This window comes from Aminobacter aganoensis, assembly GCF_014206975.1.
Taxonomy (GTDB): Bacteria; Pseudomonadota; Alphaproteobacteria; order Rhizobiales; family Rhizobiaceae; genus Aminobacter; species Aminobacter aganoensis.
Window position 1 is genome coordinate 20979 of the sequence record NZ_JACHOU010000024.1, and the last position, 18862, is coordinate 39840.

Annotated in this window: 17 protein-coding genes; 9 read left to right on the top strand and 8 right to left on the bottom strand. The window is 65.4% G+C overall.

Annotation, left to right across the window (positions count from 1 at the left end; translation table 11 throughout):
- The first annotated feature begins 54 nt into the window (after positions 1-54).
- From GGR00_RS25720 to GGR00_RS25740, 5 genes are all read left to right on the top strand, one after another.
- The gene (locus GGR00_RS25720) at positions 55-855 is read left to right on the top strand and encodes an HAD family hydrolase (RefSeq protein WP_055974104.1); all 801 of its coding nucleotides are present in this window, start codon (positions 55-57) and stop codon (positions 853-855) included.
- Positions 852-1619: an inositol monophosphatase family protein gene (locus GGR00_RS25725; protein ID WP_184702180.1), complete on the top strand. Its 768-nt coding sequence runs from the start codon at positions 852-854 to the stop codon at positions 1617-1619. Before GGR00_RS25720 ends, GGR00_RS25725 begins: the two co-directional genes overlap by 4 nt.
- A gap of 144 nt (positions 1620-1763) precedes the next feature.
- On the top strand, positions 1764-2588 hold the full coding sequence (locus tag GGR00_RS25730; RefSeq protein WP_377865384.1) for an inositol monophosphatase family protein: 825 nt from the start codon (positions 1764-1766) through the stop codon (positions 2586-2588).
- A 38-nt stretch (positions 2589-2626) separates the two neighbouring features.
- The gene (locus GGR00_RS25735; protein ID WP_184702183.1) at positions 2627-3265 is read left to right on the top strand and encodes a dual specificity protein phosphatase family protein; all 639 of its coding nucleotides are present in this window, start codon (positions 2627-2629) and stop codon (positions 3263-3265) included.
- Between the two features lie 29 nt (positions 3266-3294).
- The gene (locus GGR00_RS25740) at positions 3295-5022 is read left to right on the top strand and encodes a metallophosphoesterase family protein (RefSeq protein WP_184702185.1); all 1728 of its coding nucleotides are present in this window, start codon (positions 3295-3297) and stop codon (positions 5020-5022) included.
- On the opposite strand, the gene GGR00_RS25745 is transcribed toward GGR00_RS25740, so the two are convergent.
- Entirely contained in the window at positions 4980-5999 is a 1020-nt protein-coding gene (locus GGR00_RS25745; RefSeq protein ID WP_055974096.1) for a LacI family DNA-binding transcriptional regulator, read from the bottom strand. The two genes, GGR00_RS25740 and GGR00_RS25745, sit on opposite strands and share 43 nt — an antisense overlap.
- 154 nt (positions 6000-6153) lie before the next feature.
- A complete protein-coding gene (locus GGR00_RS25750) occupies positions 6154-6633 on the bottom strand; it encodes an NUDIX hydrolase (protein ID WP_184702187.1) in 480 nt (159 codons plus the stop codon).
- Positions 6634-6847: 214 nt separating this feature from the next.
- Between GGR00_RS25750 and GGR00_RS25755 the strand changes: the two genes are divergently transcribed.
- The 3 genes from GGR00_RS25755 (at position 6848) to GGR00_RS25765 (ending at position 11423) form a co-directional block, all read left to right on the top strand.
- Positions 6848-7858, top strand: coding sequence for an ABC transporter substrate-binding protein (locus GGR00_RS25755; RefSeq protein WP_377865401.1), 1011 nt, complete (start codon positions 6848-6850; stop codon positions 7856-7858).
- 3 nt (positions 7859-7861) lie between these two features.
- Entirely contained in the window at positions 7862-10117 is a 2256-nt protein-coding gene (locus GGR00_RS25760; RefSeq protein WP_184702190.1) for an ABC transporter permease, read from the top strand.
- A gap of 229 nt (positions 10118-10346) precedes the next feature.
- Complete coding sequence (locus GGR00_RS25765; protein ID WP_184702192.1) at positions 10347-11423, top strand: ABC transporter ATP-binding protein; 1077 nt, start codon at positions 10347-10349, stop codon at positions 11421-11423.
- Between the two features lie 327 nt (positions 11424-11750).
- On the opposite strand, the gene GGR00_RS25770 is transcribed toward GGR00_RS25765, so the two are convergent.
- The 3 genes from GGR00_RS25770 to GGR00_RS25780 all read right to left on the bottom strand — a co-directional run bounded on the left by GGR00_RS25770 (position 11751) and on the right by GGR00_RS25780 (position 14236).
- Positions 11751-12188, bottom strand: coding sequence for a YqaA family protein (locus GGR00_RS25770; protein ID WP_184702194.1), 438 nt, complete (start codon positions 12186-12188; stop codon positions 11751-11753).
- Positions 12189-12208: 20 nt separating this feature from the next.
- Positions 12209-12604 (bottom strand): Cu(I)-responsive transcriptional regulator, encoded by a 396-nt coding sequence (cueR, locus tag GGR00_RS25775; protein WP_055974078.1) that lies wholly within the window; start codon positions 12602-12604, stop codon positions 12209-12211.
- A 117-nt stretch (positions 12605-12721) separates the two neighbouring features.
- Positions 12722-14236, bottom strand: a complete 1515-nt coding sequence (locus GGR00_RS25780; protein WP_055974074.1) for a multicopper oxidase family protein — start codon at positions 14234-14236, stop codon at positions 12722-12724.
- Between the two features lie 216 nt (positions 14237-14452).
- Between GGR00_RS25780 and GGR00_RS25785 the strand changes: the two genes are divergently transcribed.
- Complete coding sequence (locus tag GGR00_RS25785; protein ID WP_156381189.1) at positions 14453-14737, top strand: hypothetical protein; 285 nt, start codon at positions 14453-14455, stop codon at positions 14735-14737.
- 52 nt (positions 14738-14789) lie between these two features.
- Here the strand turns inward: GGR00_RS25785 and GGR00_RS25790 are convergent, their stop codons facing one another.
- From GGR00_RS25790 to GGR00_RS25800, 3 genes are all read right to left on the bottom strand, one after another.
- Positions 14790-15809, bottom strand: a complete 1020-nt coding sequence (locus GGR00_RS25790; protein WP_055974068.1) for a 2Fe-2S iron-sulfur cluster-binding protein — start codon at positions 15807-15809, stop codon at positions 14790-14792.
- Positions 15806-16069: a glutaredoxin family protein gene (locus GGR00_RS25795; protein WP_055974066.1), complete on the bottom strand. Its 264-nt coding sequence runs from the start codon at positions 16067-16069 to the stop codon at positions 15806-15808. Before GGR00_RS25795 ends, GGR00_RS25790 begins: the two co-directional genes overlap by 4 nt.
- A gap of 131 nt (positions 16070-16200) precedes the next feature.
- Complete coding sequence (locus GGR00_RS25800) at positions 16201-18717, bottom strand: heavy metal translocating P-type ATPase (RefSeq protein ID WP_184702196.1); 2517 nt, start codon at positions 18715-18717, stop codon at positions 16201-16203.
- Between the last annotated feature and the right edge of the window lie 145 nt (positions 18718-18862).

The following is an 18862-nucleotide window of genomic DNA, read 5'->3' on the forward strand; positions in this document are numbered from 1 at the left end:
TCTCCTTCGGCTCCGTCCCGCTTTTTTCCACTGGCTCGATCTGGAGATCATGGCATGACCGAACCCTCGGCGAGAACCCTCGCGGCGCCAAAGGCGCTGTTGCTCGACTTTGGCGGCGTGATCGTTTCGACGGCGCATGTGCCGGGGTGGCGCGAACGGCTGGCCTCGCATGTGCACGGGCTGCTCGGCAAGGCTGGGGTATCAGGGCTTTCGGCCGAGCAGATCGCCGCCGACATCAAGGCGGGCGGCATTGCCGATTCGCATTGGAAGGATGCGATGTCGCGGCCGTTTGCGCCGCGCGAACTGAAGCACGAGGAATTCTGGGGCGATTTCGTTGCCGGCGACTGGCCAAAACAGGCACGCGACGTGGTGGTGGCCGAGGCCTACGACCTGTGCCGCAAGATGGGCAGCTGGAAGAGCGAGCGCGTGTTGCGCACCGGCATGCTCGACCTGCTCGATGCAGCGGATGCAGCCGGCGTGCCGGTCGGCATCGTCAGCAACGCGCTGTGCGGCCAGGTGCATGTCGATTTCCTCGACGCCCATGGGTTGACCGGGCGGTTCGCCACGGTCGTCCACAGCGACGAGGCGAAGGTGCGCAAGCCGAACCCGGAGATGATCTGGCTGGCGACGCGTGAGCTGGGCATAGAGGCTGGCGAGGCCTGGTATGTCGGCGACAATTTCGACCGTGACGTGCTGTGCGGCAAACGCGCCGGGGTCGGCGGCAACATCCTGATGGAGGACAAGGGCACCTATGACCTGCCCTACGAGTTGAAGCTCAAGCCCGATGCCGTCGTTGCCGATCCAGTCGGGCTGCTGGCGCTGTTCGCCAAGACGACGCGGGGGATCGCGGCATGACCGGCATCGAGGAATCCCGGCACCTGCGAGCGATTGCCGAGAGGGCGTCGCGGTTGATGCGCGAGCCGCTCCTGGCGGCGTTCCGCTCCAGCATGGCTGTCGACTACAAGGTCGACCTGCACGACGTGGTGACGAAACACGACAAGGAGGCGGAGGTGGCGATCCGCGCCTTCATCCTGGGCGAGGTGCCCGACTCCGTCGTGGTCGGCGAGGAGGCCGGCGAGATCGTCGCCGGCGCGGTCTACGACCCTGTTGCCGGCATGCTGTTTTCGGCCGACCTGACCGGTGCCTGGCTGAACGGCGCGCCCCTGCGTTCGCGCGCCATAGCCGACGAGCGGCATGCGACGCTGATCACTGGCTATCCGGTGGCGCGCGACCTCAGGCTGGACGGGCGCGAGCGGGCGCTGGAGAATTTCGGCGTGCTGGCCGAGACATTCTCGACCCTGCGGCGGCCGGGCAGCGGGGCGCTCAGCCTCTGCCACGTCGCTGCCGGCTGGGTCGATGCCTCCGCCGGGTTCGGCTCCAACCCGTGGGACGTGGCGGCGGCGGTGCTCATCCTCAAGCAGGCCGGCGGCAGCTATCACCCGCTGAGCCTAGGCAAGGTCGATGCCGGCACGCCTGACTTCATGTGTCCAGGCTATGTCGCGCTGGGCGAGGGCGCCGACTATCCGACACTGATGCGCGTGGCTCGCGAAATTTCCGACAGCCGCGATGCAGCGATGGTCGGCGGGCCGAAGCTTTCGGTTGCTGGAGGCGCGGCATGATCATGCCCGGCACGGCTGTGCATCAGCGCATTCGGTGCGGCGCCATCACCTTCCGTGCAACGGAAAAACATTATTCGTCTTATAACGTTGACCAATTTGCACACGTGTGCAACTTGACCTCGAAAGCCACACATGAGCATTGACATGACCGTTCACGCAGTCGCCCCGCAGCTGAATGCCGACGCCGAGCTGGACCGGCGTACCGCCTTCTGCCGCGAGATCGCCATGTCCGCCGGTGCCGTGGCGCTCGACGGCTTCAGGAACAGGACGCCGGGCTTTGGCATGAAGGGCCCGCAGGATTTCCTGACCGAGACCGATGCCGCGGTGGAGCGTCATCTCAAGGCGCGCATCGCCGAGGCGTTCCCCGACGATGGCTTTCTTGGCGAAGAAACCGGTGGCGCGATCAAGTCGGACGTATGGGTAGTGGACCCGATCGACGGCACGGCAAATTTTGCGCGCGACATCCCGCATTTCTGCATCTCCATCGCCTTTGTCAGCAAAGGCGAGATCGAAATCGGCGCGATCTACAATCCGGCGCTCGACGAGCTCTACGTCGCCAGGCGAGGCGAGGGGGCGACCCGTGACGGCAAACCGATCTCGGTGTCCAAGACCAGCGATTTCGATGCCGCCTGCGTCGAGTTCGGGTGGTCGAACCGCAAGACCAACACGCGTTACCTCGAAGTGCTGTCCAACATCCTCGAGCGTGGCGCCAATGTACGCCGCGGCGCCTCCGGTGCGCTCGGCCTCGCCTATGTCGCCGACGGCCGTTCCGATGCCTACGCGGAATTGCACATGCATGCCTGGGATTGCCTGGCCGGGCTTTTGCTGGTCAAGGAGGCCGGCGGTGTGGTCGCACCGTTTCTTTCGCTCGACGGCCTGACCAAGGGCGGGGCGGTTCTGGCGGCGGCACCCGGCGTGGCGCAGGGCATCAGTGAAGCAACGGGCATCAGCCTCGAAGGCGCGCGCTGACGGCGGCCGGACAACGACGAACGGAAGGCCAAACATCCATGGACATGACCAGCCCGCGCCATGAGCGGCCTGCACTCAGCCTGATCGAACGCGACATCGCCGGCTACGGCGTCGACATCTATGTCGGCGGCATGGATGGCGCGGGCGATCTCGAATTGCTGCGCGACAAGAACATCACCACCGTGGTGAACTGCGCCGTCAATCTCGACTTCAACTATGCGACCGAGCCATTCGGCGAAGGCGAGGCGGCAGACGCGATCTACGGTGTCGGTGCGGTGCGCTATTACAAGCTCGGGCTGATAGACGGACACGGCAACCCCGAGACCATGATGCTGTCGGGTTTCTACCTGCTGCGCGGCGCCTTCAGCCAGGTGCTGCCGGAGAAGGCGACCTATCGACGGCGCGAGAAGGGCAATGTGCTGGTCAATTGCCGCGGCGGCCGCAGCCGCTCGGTGTCGCTGGTCGCGCTGTTCCTGCATGTCGAGATGCCGGAGAAATTCCCGACGCTGGACGCCGCGCTCGACCATGTGCGGACCCAGCGCGAGTTGCGCCGCGACGAATGGCACGAGGCACCCAAGCCGATGCTGGTCGAGGCCGCCCGCAAGGCGGCGCAGTGGATCGCCATGATCGACAGGGGATTGCCGGCGCCGGTCACGGCGCTGGCCGACAACGACTGACGGCGAGGCCGCCCAGCTGTGAGAATGAAATGAAGATTGCCGTCATCGCCGACCCCCATTTCCACGATATCGACTACCGCCAGGGCGTGGGGCGCGGGGACAGGGTGGCGGTGCGGACGCTGGTCGACACAAGTGCCTCGACACGCGTCTTCAACGAGAGTTTCCATGCCACAAAGGCGCTGCTCGACGACATCGTGCGGCGTGGCATCTCGCTGGTCATCGTTGCGGGCGACCTGACCGACGACGGCCAGCAATCGACGATGGCTGCGGCGACGGCGCTGCTTGCGGACTACTCCCGGCGGTTCGGCCTGCGCTTCGTGGCGACCGCGGGCAATCATGACCTCTATGCCAGCCATGGCCGGCACCAGAGCAAGCGTTTCCTCAACGCAGACGGCTCGCACACGCTGGTGACCAGCGACCCTGCGATGGCGTATGGGGATTCCGTCGAGCGCATCGTTTCGGATGAGATGTACTGCGGTGGCTATGGCTCGGCGATCCCAGCGATGGGAGCATATGGCTTCTTTCGCAGCGAAGACGACAGGCACTGGGAATGTCCGTTCGGGACCGATGACAGACTGGAGGCGCGGACCTTCGAGATCGCCTCGGCCGATGGCCGGACAGTCCGGCGCATGGTGGACGCCTCGTTCCTGGTCGAGCCGGTGGACGGGCTTTGGTTGCTGTCGATCGACGCCAATGTTTTCGAGCCGAAGGACGGCGATCTCGATGAAAGGCTGGAGAAGAGCTATCACGACAGTACCGACGCCGGCTGGAACGCGATGCCGCGCAACAAGGGTTTCGTGCTCGACTGGATGAAGGACGTTGCCGCCCGGGCAAAGGCCTTGGGCAAGCGGCTGGTCGCGTTTTCGCACTATCCGGCCATCGACCCGCTGAACGGTACCTCGGCGGATGAGGCGAAACTGCTCAACGACACCAGTTTCCTGCGCCGGACACCGCTGCCGGAGGCGTCGAAGGCTGTGGCGGCGACCGGCATCAAGGTGCATCTCAGCGGCCATTTGCACATCAACGACACGGCCCTTTTCCGCGACGGCGACGACTGGCTGGTCAACATCGCCGTGCCGTCGATGGTTGGCTTTCCGCCGGCATACAAAGTCCTGGAGATCGGCGACCGGCGGCTGGAGGTCGAAACGGTGGTCGTCGCCGACGTGCCCGGCCATGACGCCGCCTTCGCGCACTACCGTGTCGAGGTGGCGCGGGAGGGGACGTCCGCTGCCGTCACAGAGGCCACAAGCCATGCCGATTTCCTGAGCCGGCATCTCGCCGAGATGGTCAGGCACCGCTACCTGCCCAAGGAGTGGCCCAGGGATCTCGCGGCGCTGGTGCCGCACGTGAACCTCGGCGATCTGGAACGGCTGGCGGAAACGGCTTCACCCTTGTCGGTGACCGACGCCCTGCCGCTTCTGGCCTCGTCTGCCCGCATGGCCGGCGACGATTGGCGCGCGCTGCCGTTCTTCGAAATGATCGTCGACTGGTACAGGCTGCGCAAGGGACGCGAGGTGGCGCTCGATTTCATCGATCCGCTGCGCATCGCCGCCTATCGACATCTCGCGGCGCGGTTCGCCGTCGGCGCGTGGCCGGAGGGCTGCCTGCAGGACCGGCTGGCATCGTTCATGCGGATGATGATGGATTGGCTGGCCAGCGCTCCGTCACGCGATTTCGCGGTCGACCTCGCGACCGGCGAGGTGACGTCGAGGGATCATCTGGGACGGACCGTGCGACGCCAGACCGGGTCGGCGTGAAAGCAGGCACGGCCGCCTTGCGCGGGTTCGGGGTCGTCGCTGTCGAGCAGCTTGGTGATATGGTCGGCGACCTGGGCGATTGGCTGGCGGAAGGTGGTCAGCTGGTATGATGCCCAGCCCGCCTGTTCGATGTCGTCGAAACCGACGACGCACAGCTCGGCCGGCACGTTCATGCCGAATTCGACGCGCGCGGCATCCATGAATCCGCAGGCGAGCAGGTCGGTGACGCAGAAGGCGGCATCGGGCCGGTCCGAGCCGCTGAGCAGCAGGCGCCCCGCCTCGAAGCCGGCGCCATAGCCGGTGGGCCCGGCACGGGTGATGGTGACCGACAGGCCGGCCTCGCCGGCGGCAGCCTCGAAGGCGCGCTCGCGCGCAACCAGGCTCGGCGTGCCTGCTTGCGACGACACCACGGCGATGCGGCGGCAGCCGGCGCGGTGCAGCATGTGGAAGGCTTCGCGGGCTGCGGCCGCATTATCGACGGTGATGTTTTCGGGGCCGTCGAGATGGTCGTCGCGGTTGATCAGGATAACGTGCTGACCGCTGTTGATGCAGGTGTTGATCAGGGACGCCGGCGGCGTGCCAGACAGCACCACGGTTGCGTTGGCCCGGTAGTTGAGCGTCTGGCGCAGCGCCGCATCGACGCTGTCGCTGTCGCCAGAAGTGTTGATGACCATGGCGACGCGGTTGATGGCCTGCAGGCGCCGCGTGATCGCGTCGAGCAGGCGCGAATGATAGGGCGTGTTGATGTCGGCGCCGATGAGGCAGACGATGCCGCTGTCTTCGTGGATCAGGCTGCGGGCGAGGTGGTTGACGTGGTAGCCGAGCGTCTCGGCAGCCTCGAGCACCTTCTTGCGGGTGGTCTCGGAAACGCTGGCGCCGTCGGTGAATGTGCGGGAGACCGCCGAGCGAGAAACGCCGGCGAGTTCGGCGACCTGCTGGGCGCTTACGAATGACCTGCCCGGCTTCAGTTCGGACATTGGCGGCTCCAGTTTGGGTCGGTCGTCAAACCGCTTCTGAGCCTTTGCACAAATGTGCAACGGCAGCCTCCTGATACAATCGGATTTGACGGCCTGCAATCCTGCAACTGGAATCTTGCAGCCGCGTATCACGCATCAGGCTGCGAGCCAGCACTCAGGCCAGTTCCGCCTCGGGCTGGACCAGATTGGCGACGGTCAGGCCGCGGATCAGGGTCGAGAGCTCGGGCTCGTCGATCAGCACCGCCGCATCCGAGGGCGTGAGCCAGGCGCGCTGGCGGGCACCCGCCTCCTGCCATTCCTCGAGCTCCTCGCTGACCTGGATAAGGTAAGCGGTGACTTCGACATGGACGAAGCTGGTCGACAGCCGCTTCCAGTAACAATAGCTGCCGGCCGGCTTTTTCAACGCCTTGCCACGGACGCCGGCCTCTTCGCGGGCTTCGATGAGCGCGGCCTGGCGGCCGCTCTTGCCTTTCATGGGCCAACCCTTGGGAACGATGAAACGACGGGTGCCGCGCGAGGTGACAAGCATGACCTCAAGTTCGCCGGCCTCGTTCACGCGGAACGGGATGGCAGCGACCTGGGCGATGATCTCGCCCCTGTTCGCCTTGCGTATGGTCTTCTTGTCCTTCGGCATTTTCGCCCCGGCGCTCCTTTCCTGCGGCCTCTCACGGCCGTCTTTCCCTTGCCTAGCACTTCGGCCAGATCGTGTTCATGACACCAAAGATAGTGCGATGAACACGATTGCAAAATGCGTAAAAACCACTCACTCTGCAATAGACCAAAGCGACACCAGATCGTTAGACGGCGAATAATTATGTGGAGGGAACTGGAATATGAAAACTGTCCTTTTGCGTTCGGCCGCGCTGGCCGCATTGATGATGGCCGGCGGCGCGTCGGCGCAGGCTGAAAGCCTGACGCTCTATTGCAGCGCCGACGAGGCCTGGTGCCAGCAGATCAAGACCGGTTTCGAGGAAAAGACGGGCATCACCGTCGACATGACCCGCAAGAGCTCGGGCGAGACCTATGCCCAGGTGCGCGCCGAAGCCAGCAATCCCAAGGGCGACGTGTGGTGGGGCGGCACCGGCGATCCGCATCTGCAGGCGGCCGAGGAAAACCTGACCGAAGAATACATGTCGCCGATGCGCGGCGAGCTGCACGACTGGGCGATCAAGCAGGCCGAGGCCGCCGGCAACAAGACCATCGGCGTCTATTCGGGCGCGCTCGGCTTCGGCTACAACAAGGACCTTCTGGCCAAGAACGGCCTGCCCGAGCCGAAGTGCTGGGCGGATCTCACCAAGCCGGAATTCAAGGGCCAGATCCAGATCGCCAACCCGAATTCGTCGGGCACCGCCTACACGACGCTGGCGACGATGGTGCAGCTGATGGGCGAGGACAAGGGCTTCGAATACATGAAGGCCCTGCATGCGAACATCAACCAATACACCAAGTCGGGCTCGGCGCCGATCAAGGCCGCGGGCCTCGGCGAAACCACTGTCGGCATCGTGTTCATGCACGACGCGGTGGCGCAGACGGCGGCGGGCTTCCCGATCGTCACGGTGGCACCCTGCGAGGGCACCGGCTACGAGATCGGCTCGATGTCGCTGATCAAGGGCGCCCGCAATCCCGAGGCGGCCAAGAAGTTCTACGACTGGGCGCTGTCGGCCGAGATGCAGGGCAAGGCCAAGGACGTGAAGTCGTTCCAGCTGCCGTCGAACAAGGCGGCTGCCGTATCCGAGCTGACGCCCGACCTGTCGACGATCAAGCTGATCGACTACGACTTCAAGAAGTACGGCTCGAGCGAAGAACGCAAGCGGCTGCTTTCGAAGTGGGACACGGAAGTCTCGACGCTGCCGCAATAACAGATGCGTTCCCGCGACTTTAGCGGCGGCCTGCACCCGACCGTCATCCTTTGGATGGCGGTCGGAATGCTCGGCTTTGCCGTGCTCCCCTGGTATGGCGTCGAAGACGGGTTCTTCGGCTTGTCCTGGCTGTTCGAGGGTTATCCCCTCGACAGCAAGCTCGCGCCGGCTTTGGTGCTCAATCTCAAGGGCGAGAAGCTGTGGCTGGCGCCGCTCGGCCTGCTGCTGGCTGCGCCGCTGTTGCTATGGGGGCGGCAAAAATCCGATCCGCTGTTCGGCAAGCTGCTGGTCGCGATAGGTGCTGCGGGCTTCGCCTGGCTGTTGTTTCAGGGTTTTGCCATCGGCTTGCGCGGCTGGCAGTTCGGCTGGCTGCAAAGCCTGTTCGGCGAACTGGGCGACCGCCAGTTCGGAATGGGCTATGGCGCGCTGCTGGTCGGGCTCGCCTTCCTGTTCCTGTTTTCCATCGGCCTTGCCGCGCGCGGGGCGGTTGGGGGCGATGTCTTCGTGGTCTCGACCATCGCCTTCGTGGTGGCGTCGGTCGGCCTGTTCATCTTCATGCCGATCCTGCAGATGCTGGCCAATGCGCTGATCACCGAGGACGGCAGCTATTCGTTGACGACGTTCCTCGGCAAGCTGTCCAGCCCGCGGCTGTGGAGCCTCGATTGCCTTGCCGGCGGCAGCCGCTGTGGCGTCGCCTGGAACTCGCTGTTCCTCGCAGTCCTCGTCGGCGTGCTGACCACCGTGCTCGGCCTCGTCTTCGCGCTGATGGTGACCCGCACCGGCTTCAGGCATGGCAAGCTGCTGAGGGCGCTGACGGTGCTGCCGATCATCACGCCGCCCTTCGTCATCGGCCTCGCCATCATCCTGCTGTTCGGCCTGTCGGGTGCCGTGACACAGACGTTTTCGGAGCTGTTCGGTATCCAGCCGACGCGTTGGATCTACGGCCTGCCCGGGCTGCTGATCGCCCAGTTGCTGGCGTTTACGCCGATCGCCTTCCTGGTGCTGATCGGTGTCGTCGAGGGTGTCAGCCCGTCGATGGAGGAGGCGGCGCAGACCCTGCGCGCCAACCGCTGGCAGACCTTCTGGACGGTGTCGTTGCCCTTGATGCGGCCTGGCCTCGCCAACGCCTTCCTGCTCGGCTTCATCGAAAGCATGGCCGATTTCGGCAATCCGCTGGTGCTCGGCGGCAATTTCGACGTGCTGTCGACGGAGATATTCTTCGCCATCGTCGGTGCGCAGAATGACGAGGCGCAAGCGGCGGTGCTGGCCATCGTGCTGCTGGCCTTCACGTTGCTGGCCTTCTATGCTCAGCGCTTCTGGCTCGGCAAGAAATCCTACACGACGATGTCGGGCAAGGGCGACGCCGGCATGCATCCGGAGCTGCCCACCGGCCTGAAGCGCGGCGTCTATGGCGTCGCCGGCTTCTGGGTCGCCTTCACCATCTTCGTCTATGCGACCATCTTCTACGGCAGCTTTGTCAAGCTCTGGGGCGTCGACCACAGCCTGACCTTCGCGCACTATGTGAAGGCCTTCGCGGTGGGCTGGAACGAGTTCGGCATCCACTGGAAAGGGTCGGCCTGGAGCTCGTTCTGGACGACGCTGCAGATCGCGCTGATCTCGTCGCCGCTGACGGCTGCCATCGGCCTGCTCACCGCCTATCTCCTGGTGCGGCAGAATTTTGCCGGCAAGAACGCCTTCGAGTTCGGCACGATGCTGTCGTTCGCCATTCCCGGCACCGTGATCGGCGTGAGTTATGTCATTGCCTTCAACGTGCCGCCGATCGAGCTGACCGGCACCGGCATCATCCTGGTGCTGTCCTTCATCTTCCGCAACATGCCGGTGGGGGTGCGGGCCGGCGTGGCGTCGATGTCGCAGATCGACAAGAGCCTCGACGAGTCGTCGCTGACGCTTGGCGCCAATTCCTGGCAGACCTTTCGCAAGGTGGTGCTGCCGCTGCTGAGGCCGGCGATCGTCGCCGCGCTGGTCTATTCCTTCGTGCGCGCCATGACGGCGATCAGCGCCATCATCTTCCTTGTCAGCGCCCGTTACGACATGTCGACGAGCTACATCGTCGGCCGTGTCGAGAACAACGAATACGGCATCGCGATCGCCTATTCGGCGGTGTTGATCGGCGTCATGCTGGCGGTGGTCGGGCTGATGCAACTCTTGGTCGGGCGGCGCAACATCGGCCGGCGCGGCCACGAGCTGTCGCAGTCGCGCACCAATGTGAGCCAACCGGCATTTTCAGGAGGTGGCTGATGAGCCAACTCTTGGTACCATTCGCGGACTTGATACCCCCACCCCAGACCCCTCCCTACAAGGTGGAGGGGAATTTCTGCGCCTTCGCCCCGACACCAGCAGTTTGCCTTGCACGCCGATTGGGAGCGAGAACCACGGCAGCGCGCCGGCAGTCCCCCTCCCCCTTGTGGGGAGGGGTTAGGGGTGGGGGTACAGCTCGCTACCCGCAAACAACCCCGAGGAGGCGCTGATGGCCGAGATCAAGAGCAACGCCGCTTCGGTCGAGTTCCGCGAGGTCACCAAGGTCTACGGCAAGAGCCCGGTGCCGGCGGTCAACAACGTGTCGCTGTTTGTCGAAGCGGGCAAGCTGGTGACGCTGCTCGGGCCATCCGGCTGCGGCAAGACGACGACGCTGCGCATGATCGCAGGCCTCGAGATGGCAACGCGCGGGCAGATCCTGATCGGCGGCGCCGACGTCACGCATCTGCCCGCGACCGACCGCGACGTCTCGATGGTGTTCCAGTCCTACGCGCTGTTCCCGCACATGACGGTCAACGAGAACGTCGAGTACGGGCTCAAGTTCTCCGGCTTCGCCAAGAAGGAGATCGGCGACCGGGCCCGTGCCGGGCTGGAGCTGGTGGGGCTTTCGGGCTATGGCGGCCGCTTGCCGAGCGAGCTGTCCGGCGGCCAGCAGCAGCGTGTCGCCGTTGCACGGGCGCTGGTTCTGGAGCCGCAGGTGCTTTTGTTCGACGAGCCGCTGTCCAATCTCGACGCCAAGCTCAGGCGCCGGGTGCGCGAGGAAATCCGCGACATCCAGACCAAGCTCGGGCTGACCGTGGTCTATGTCACCCATGACCAGGAGGAGGCGCTGGCCGTCTCCGACCGCATCATCGTGATGAACAATGCCGTCATCGCCCAGGATGGCACGCCGCGCGAACTCTACGATGCGCCGGCGGACGCCTTCGTCGCCGACTTCATCGGCGAGGCCAACATCTTCGACTGTGAGATCGCGTCGGTTGCCGACGGCCTGGCCAATGTGCGGCTGGGCGGGCTGGAGACGAAACTCGACGCGCGCGGCATGGCGCCGGGGCCGGCCAAACTCGCCGTGCGGCCGAGCCGCATCGAGATCAAGCCGGCAGGCAGTGCGCGCACGATTCCGGGCCGGCTCGACAAGGTCACCTATGTCGGCTCCGACCTGGAGTTCATGGTCGGGACCGAATTCGGCGAGGTGTTTGCCGTGTCGTCGGATGTCGATGCGCCGTTCGTGCCGGGACAGGACGTCGGGATTGGATTTGCCGCGCGCGGGCCGGTGCTGATCAGGGCTTGAGCGACAGGCTCAACTGACCCTCGTCCACTGCCGCCTCAAAGTCGGGGTGTTGCTGAGTTGAGGCTGCCAGGTCGTGCGTCCTTCGACAAGCTCAGGATGAGGAGCGCTGGTGCCGACGGATTTCGCATTGCGAGCCCGGTTTTCATGTCGCGAAAAAACCGGTAGCGGTTGCGCCCACGGTCCTCATCCTGAGCTTGTCGAAGGACGCACGGCCTAGCGGCCATCGAGTGTGCGGAGCCATGTGCTGCATCGGCCTTGGCTCTATCCATGCCGTGACAAAGTCACTGCCGATCCGGCCCAAGTCGGTCGACCAGTCGACGAATTTGGCTAGATGAAACTCTGCGCCGCCGCTGCCACTGCGAGGTAGCGCACGAGCTTGGCTATGCCAACCAACCCGAGAAAGCTCCATAGCGGCTCTTTCAGCGTGCCGGCGATCAGCGTCAGCGGGTCGCCGATGACGGGCACCCAGGAAAGCAGCAGCGACCAGCGGCCATAGCGGCGATACCAATTTTCGGCGCGGGCGAGCGCGGCGGGGCTGGCCGGGAACCAGCGGCGGTGCTTGAAGCGCTCGACCTGGCGGCCGAGCAGCCAGTTGATCCATGAGCCCAGCACATTGCCAAGCGTCGCGACGCCGATCAGCACGGCAAGCGAATACCCGCCATTGATGACCAGCCCGGCGAGCACGGCTTCGGACTGCGCCGGCAACAAGGTCGCGGCCGCGAAAGCCGCGACGAAGAGGCCGCCATAGGCGGCGAGGCTGGTCATGCCGAGGCCCGGCCTGCCGCTTACTGGGTCGCCTTGCCGGACAGCCCGTCGATGATCGGGCAGTCTGGCCGGTCGTCGCCGTGGCAATTGTGCACGAGGTGGCGCAGCGTGTTGCGCAGCTCGGTCAGCTCGGCCAGCTTGCGGTCGATCTCGACCAGCTTGATTTCGGCGATGGCCTTGACGTCGGCGCTCTCGCGTTCCTTGTCGCCATAGAGCGACAGCAGCTGGCGGCACTCCTCGACTGAAAAGCCGAGGCTGCGTGAGCGCTGCAGGAAGCGCAGGCGGTGCACGTCCGACATCGAATAGTCGCGATAGCCGTTGCCGGCGCGATCGGGGCGCAGCAGGCCGATGTCTTCGTAGTAGCGGATGGTCTTGGCCGGCAGGCCCGACTTCTCCGAAGCGGTACCAATGTTCATGGTCACTCCTCGATCAACTTGGGTCTCATATAAGGCTTCCAGTAACTGGAAACTCAAGGGGCTGGCGAAATCGTGATGCAGGCCGGCGCCATTGGTGCGCCGGCCTGCTGTTTCAGGTCAGTTGTCGTAGGCCATCGAGGTCATCATGCCGCCGGCCATGTGGTAGAGGTGGTGGCAGTGCAGCGCCCATTTGCCGGCATTGTCGGCGTCGAAGGCGATGGTCACCATGCCCATGTTGGCGGGGACCAGAACCGTGTCGCGCATGGCGCCGGCAAAGCGCTTGCCGTTGACCGCGACGACCTGGAACAGGTGGCCGTGCAGGTGCATCGGGTGCGACATGGTGGTGTGGTTCATGAAGGTGAGCTCGAAGCGGTCGCCGCTCTTCACCGCCAGCGGCTTGTCGGAGCCGTGCATGGCGCCGTCGAGTGTCCAGACATAGTTCTGCCCTTCGCCCAGCATCATGGTGTGCTGGCGCGTGGCGGTCTTTTCGGCCAGCGGACTGGCGGCGCGCAGCTTTTGCTCGAGCTCGACGCCGACAGCCGGGAAGTCCTCGTCGGCCACATCAGTGAGCTTGCCGACCGATGCGCCCTTGGCAGCGAGTACGACACCGGTGCGCATGCGGCCTCCTTCCTGGACGGCGAAGACCGGCCAGGCCGAGGCTTCCTTCGGCAGCTCGAGAACGATGTCGAGGCGCTGGGCCACGGCGAACTCGAAGCGCGAGCCCTCGATAGGCTCGACCGGCATGCCGTCCACGGCGACCAGCTTGCCCTGGAGCTTGCCGAGGTCGAGCCACATGTTGGTCGAGGCGGCACCATTGATGAGGCGCAGGCGGACGCGACCGCCGGGCTCGACGGCGAACACCTCGGGGTCGTCGAGGGTGCGGTCGTTGGCAAGCAGGGCGTCGTATTGCACGTCCTGTAGATGGGACATGCCACCCGGCTGGCCGTCCATCTGCGTGCCGCCCATGTTCATCGAGCCGCCGCTGCCCATAGACATGCCGGACATCCCCGACATGTCATGGCCTTCATGCCCGGCTGCCGCCGGGGTGGGGGCCTGCATGGCGCCCATGTCGTGGCCGCCGGCCTTGAGTTCGGCGAGGATTTCCCGCGGGTCGCGGAAGGTGAAGTCGTGGAACAGCACCACCACTTCCTGCATGTCCTGGCCGGCCTCCGCGGGGTCGCGCACGATCAGCGGAGCGGCGAGCATCAACTGCTCCTGCAGGCCGAAATGCGAATGCATCCAGAAGGTGCCGGGACGGGCGACAGGGAAGTCGTAGTCGTGGCTGCCGCCGTCGGGGATAGGTTCCTGCGAGATGCCGGCGACGCCGTCCTGCTGCCATGGCGGGGTGAGGCCGTGCCAGTGGATGACGGTCGGCTCGCCGATCAGGTTCTTCAGCGTGACGCGGAAGTTGTCGCCGGCATTCATGACGAGGCCGGAAGAGCCGTCGGCCTGGGTCAAGCCGAACACGTTGGCGGCCTTGCCCTTGACCTCGATGACGCGCTTGCCGGCCGTGATGACCTTGTGGGCATCGGCGCGGGCCTGGCGCACTGGCATCAGCAGCGACGGGATGGCGGCAGCCGAAAGCGTGGCCGCCGAGGCCGCGAGGAAGCCGCGGCGTGAAAGGGTATTCATTGCGATAATCTCCAAAACTGGTTGTCTCCCGGCCGTGGGCCGGGGTCGTGCGCATCGATGCGCGTCAGTTCAGGAGAAGGATGGCGGTCGCAGGTGAGGCGATGCCGTGGCCCCGTGCATGGGCTCGGTTACCGCGGGAGGCGGCGACTTGATCGTTGCGCCCGGGAATGCCGCAGGCACGGGGAGCGGCGTGCAATAGCTGCACGACGCCAGGCATTGGGCAAGGCAGGCATTGCCATCTTCGTCCTGCGAGTGATCGCCGCAGCAGGCTTCATCGGCCGCTTCGGCGTGATGCGACATGGTCTTCATGGCATGCGGCTGGTGCTGGCTGGCAGCCGGGTGGGCGGAGGCCGCCTGCCCGAGCGCGAGCAAGAACAGAAGCAGCAGCGGCAACATCAGTCGCAGGGCTCTCAGCGCCATGGAGCGGCCATCGGCGACAACGGCAACGCGCACGCCAGCCTGTCCGCGCTGGGTCGCGCGGTGGGGCTGGGTCGTGGCTGAAATGTGCCGCATCGAATGCATGCCTTATCAATGGGTACTGGACCCGCCGTGGTCAAGCGGCGTTGTTGTCGCTTCCCTCGGGCGTGAAGAAAACATCGGCGTGAATGTCCGCCGCCAAAACTCCACGGGCGCCGAGAACGGCCATGGCCGCGTCAACCATGGCCGGAGGGCCGGCGACATAGGCCTTGGCGCCGGTGAGGTTGCCATGATCTGCGGCGAGGGCATCGGAGACGAAGCCGCTGCGCCAGCCATCGGAAGCGGTCTGCGACAGCACCGGCACGAAGGCCAGGTTGGCGAATCTCCGTTCCAGCGCGCGGAAGTGTTCGACCAGATAGAGGTCGCGTTCGGCGCGGGCACCGAAATAGACATGGATCGGCTGGTCCATGCCGGCATGGAGCGCCGTCTCGACGATCGACTTGATCGGCGCAAGGCCGCTGCCGCCGGCAAGCGCCACGATCGGGCCGGCATGCGCCTCGCGCAGATAGGCGGAACCCGCAGGGCCCTCGATGCGGACCGTGTCGCCTGGCGCCAGCGACTCGTGAATCAGGCCGCTGGCGCGGCCGCCGGGTACTGCCCTGACGTGAAGCTCGACAATTTCCTCGTCGGGCCGGTTCGCCATCGAATAGCTGCGCGGCGGTGCACCCGGCACCGACAACGACAGATATTGCCCGGCGGCGAAGCGGAAGCTCTCGCGCTCGGTGAGTTCGAGCCGGATTGCCAGGATGTCGTGCGTCATGCGGTCGATGGCGATGACCTGTGCATCCTGTGCAGCAGGCTGCCCGGCAGCGAAAGCCTCGTCGAGCCATTCGACGACGACGTCATCGATCGGGATGGAGCGGCAGGCGAGGATGAGCCCGTCGGCGCGCTCCTGTTCGCTAAGCGCAAATGGCGAGTGCTTGCCGAGCTCGACGTGGCCGGAAACGAGGCGCGACTTGCAGGCGCCACAGCGGCCGGAGCGGCAGCTGTGCGGATAGCTGATGCCGGCCGCCTGCGCTGCCTGGAGGATCGTCTGGGCATCGCCGACCGCAATGCGGCGACCGGGCTGTGGCAGGGTAATGTAGGTCATGGTCATGCTGCCCGGGTCAGGTCCAGAAGCGCTTCGATCTCGGGGCGCTGGGTGGCGAAGGTGCCAAAGAAGACGTGCTTGTTGTCGATGATCGTGATGGGGGCGACGCGCACGCCGGTGCGGCGCTTGGCTTCGTCGGCGATGGCAGGATCGCGCAAGTCGCGCTCGACAAAAGGCAGGCTCTGCGCATTCAGCCAGCGCTTCAGCGCCAGGCAATCCGGGCAAGTGGGCGTGGTGAAGATTTCGATCCAGGGAGCGTTGGGCATGGCGGCCTCGCGTGATGAGGAGATTTGATTTGGGGCGGAGCGGCCTGCCTTCTTTGTTGGAGCATGATCTTGCCCGAAAACCGGGTCCCACTTTTCGGGATCATGCTCTGCGAGGCAGGCCGTAGGTGGAGTTACTCGGCCGGGACCAGCGATGGGGCGCCCGACGGGGCCGCAGCACGGGCCGGGGCCTTGAAGCGCTTCAGCCGCATCGCATTGCCGAGCACGAAGACGCTCGACATCGCCATCGCACCCGCCGCCAGCATCGGCGACAGCAGCGTGCCGCTGACCGGGTAGAGCACGCCCGCCGCGACCGGAATGAGGGCGGCGTTGTAGGCGAAGGCCCAGAACAGGTTCTGCCTGATGTTGGCGATGGTCGCCTTGGACAGCGCAATCGCGTTGGTGACGCCAAGCAGGTCGCCGGACATCAGCACCACGTCGGCGCTTTCGATGGCAACGTCGGTGCCGGTGCCGATGGCAATGCCGACCTCGGCCTCGGCGAGCGCCGGGGCGTCGTTGATGCCGTCGCCGACGAAGGCTACGGCCCTGCCACCGGCGCGGAGGCGCTTGATGGCATCGACCTTGCCGTCGGGCAGCACTTCGGCGACGACCTCGTCGATGCCGAGCTGGGCGGCGATGGCCTCGGCCGTGCGGCGGTTGTCGCCGGTGATCATCGCCACCTTCAGGCCCATGTCGTGCAGGGCGCGAATGGCCTGCGGCGTCGTCGCCTTGATCGGGTCGGAGACCGCGATGGCTGCTGCGAGCTTGCCGTCGATCGCCGCATAGAGCGGGGTCTTGGCCTTCAGGCCCATGCGGATCGCAGTTTCGGCAAACGCCTGCACCGAGATGCCGAGCTTGGTCATGTAGCGGTCGGCGCCGATGGCGATGCGGTGCGCACCGACGTTGGCGCTGACGCCGAAGCCGGGTTCTGCTTCGAAGGCCGCGATCTCGGCCAGGGCAACGCCTTCTTCCTTGGCAGCGGCGACGATTGCGGCGGCAACCGGATGCTCGGACTGGGCCTCGACGGAAGCGACGAGCGCCAGCACCTTGGCACGGTCAAAACCTGTGGCAACTTCCAGGTCGGTCATGACAGGCTTGCCGGCGGTCAGCGTACCCGTCTTGTCGAGCGCCACGACTTGCGTCGACTTCAGTGACTGCAACGCTTCGCCGTTGCGGTACAGGACGCCCATCTCGGCGGCGCGGCCCGTGCCTACCATGATCGAGGTCGGCGTCGCCAAACCCATGGCACACGGGCAGGCGATGATGAGCACGGCAACCGCGTTGACCAGCGCGAAGGTCGCGGCGGGCTCGGGGCCGAAGACCAGCCAGACGAGGAAGGTCAGTGCGGCAGCGACCATGACGGCAGGCACGAACCAGGACGTGACCTTGTCGACCATCGCCTGGATCGGCAGCTTCGAGCCTTGCGCTGTCTCGACCATGCGGATGATCTGGGCCAGCAGCGTGTCGGCGCCGACCTTGGTGGCACGGTAAGTGAAGCTGCCGGTCTTGTTGATCGTGCCGCCGACGACTTCCGCGCCCTCGCCCTTGCTGACGGGGATCGGCTCGCCGGAGATCATGGATTCGTCGACGAAGGACGAGCCGGACAGAACCATGCCGTCGACCGGAACCTTGTCGCCGGGGCGCACCTGGACGACGTCACCGGCGGTGACTTCCTCGAGCGGAATGTCGACGAACTCGCCATTGCGCTCGACCCGTGCCGACTTGGCCTGCAGGCCCATCAGCCGCTTGATCGCTTCCGACGTGCGGCCCTTGGCCTTGGCTTCGAGCACGCGGCCGAGCAGGATCAGCGTGATGATGACGGCCGACGCCTCGAAATAGACGTTGACCGTGCCTGCCGGCAGTACGCCGGGCGCAAAGGTGGCGACGACCGAATAGGCCCAGGCGGCGGTGGAACCGAGCACCACCAGCGAGTTCATGTCGGGCGCGAGGCGCAGCAGGGCCGGGACACCCTTGCTGTAGAAGCGCAGGCCGGGGCCGAACTGGACGATGGTCGCCAGCACGAAGTAGGCAAGGTACAGGCTTTGCTGGCTAATGTTGGCCAGCAGCCAGTGGTGCATCGCCGGGAAGGCGTGCGAGCCCATTTCCAGCACGAAGATCGGCAGGGTCAGGATTGCGGCGATGCCGAAGTCGCGCTTGAGGTTGGAGAATTCGCGGTTGCGGGCGTCCTCGCGGCTGTCGCCCTCGACGCCCGCGGTGTCGCTGCGGCGCGGCTCGTAGCCTGCCTTGCGGATGGCGGCATCGATGGCAGCGCGGGTGGTGCCGGCCAGGGTCTCGACGGTGGCGCGTTCGGTAGCGAGATTGACCGAAGCGCTCTTCACGCCGGGGACGGCTGCGATGGCCTTTTCGACGCGGCCGACGCAGGAGGCGCAGGTCATGCCCTCGATCTCGACCTCGATCTTTTCGACCGGCACGTCATAGCCGGCGTTGCGGATGGCGGCGATCACGCCGTCGGAATTGATCTCGCCGCCGAAGCTCACATCGGCGCTCTCGGTGGCAAGATTGACGGCAGCGGTGGTGACACCCGGGACTGCCGCGATGGCCTTCTCGACGCGGCCGACGCAGGAAGCGCAGGTCATACCCTCGATCGGGAAACTTTGCCGTGTGGTTGTCAGGTTCAAGGGAGCGTTCATGGGTACCGGACCTCTATTTCATCACTTTCGGCCCAGAGGTCTAAGGGTTCCAGCGTTGGGAAGGTCAACAGGATTTTTCCGGAATTTTCCAGTTTCAGCCAACTCGCTGAAAATATTATGTTTTCATACGGGCGTCAGTCCATTG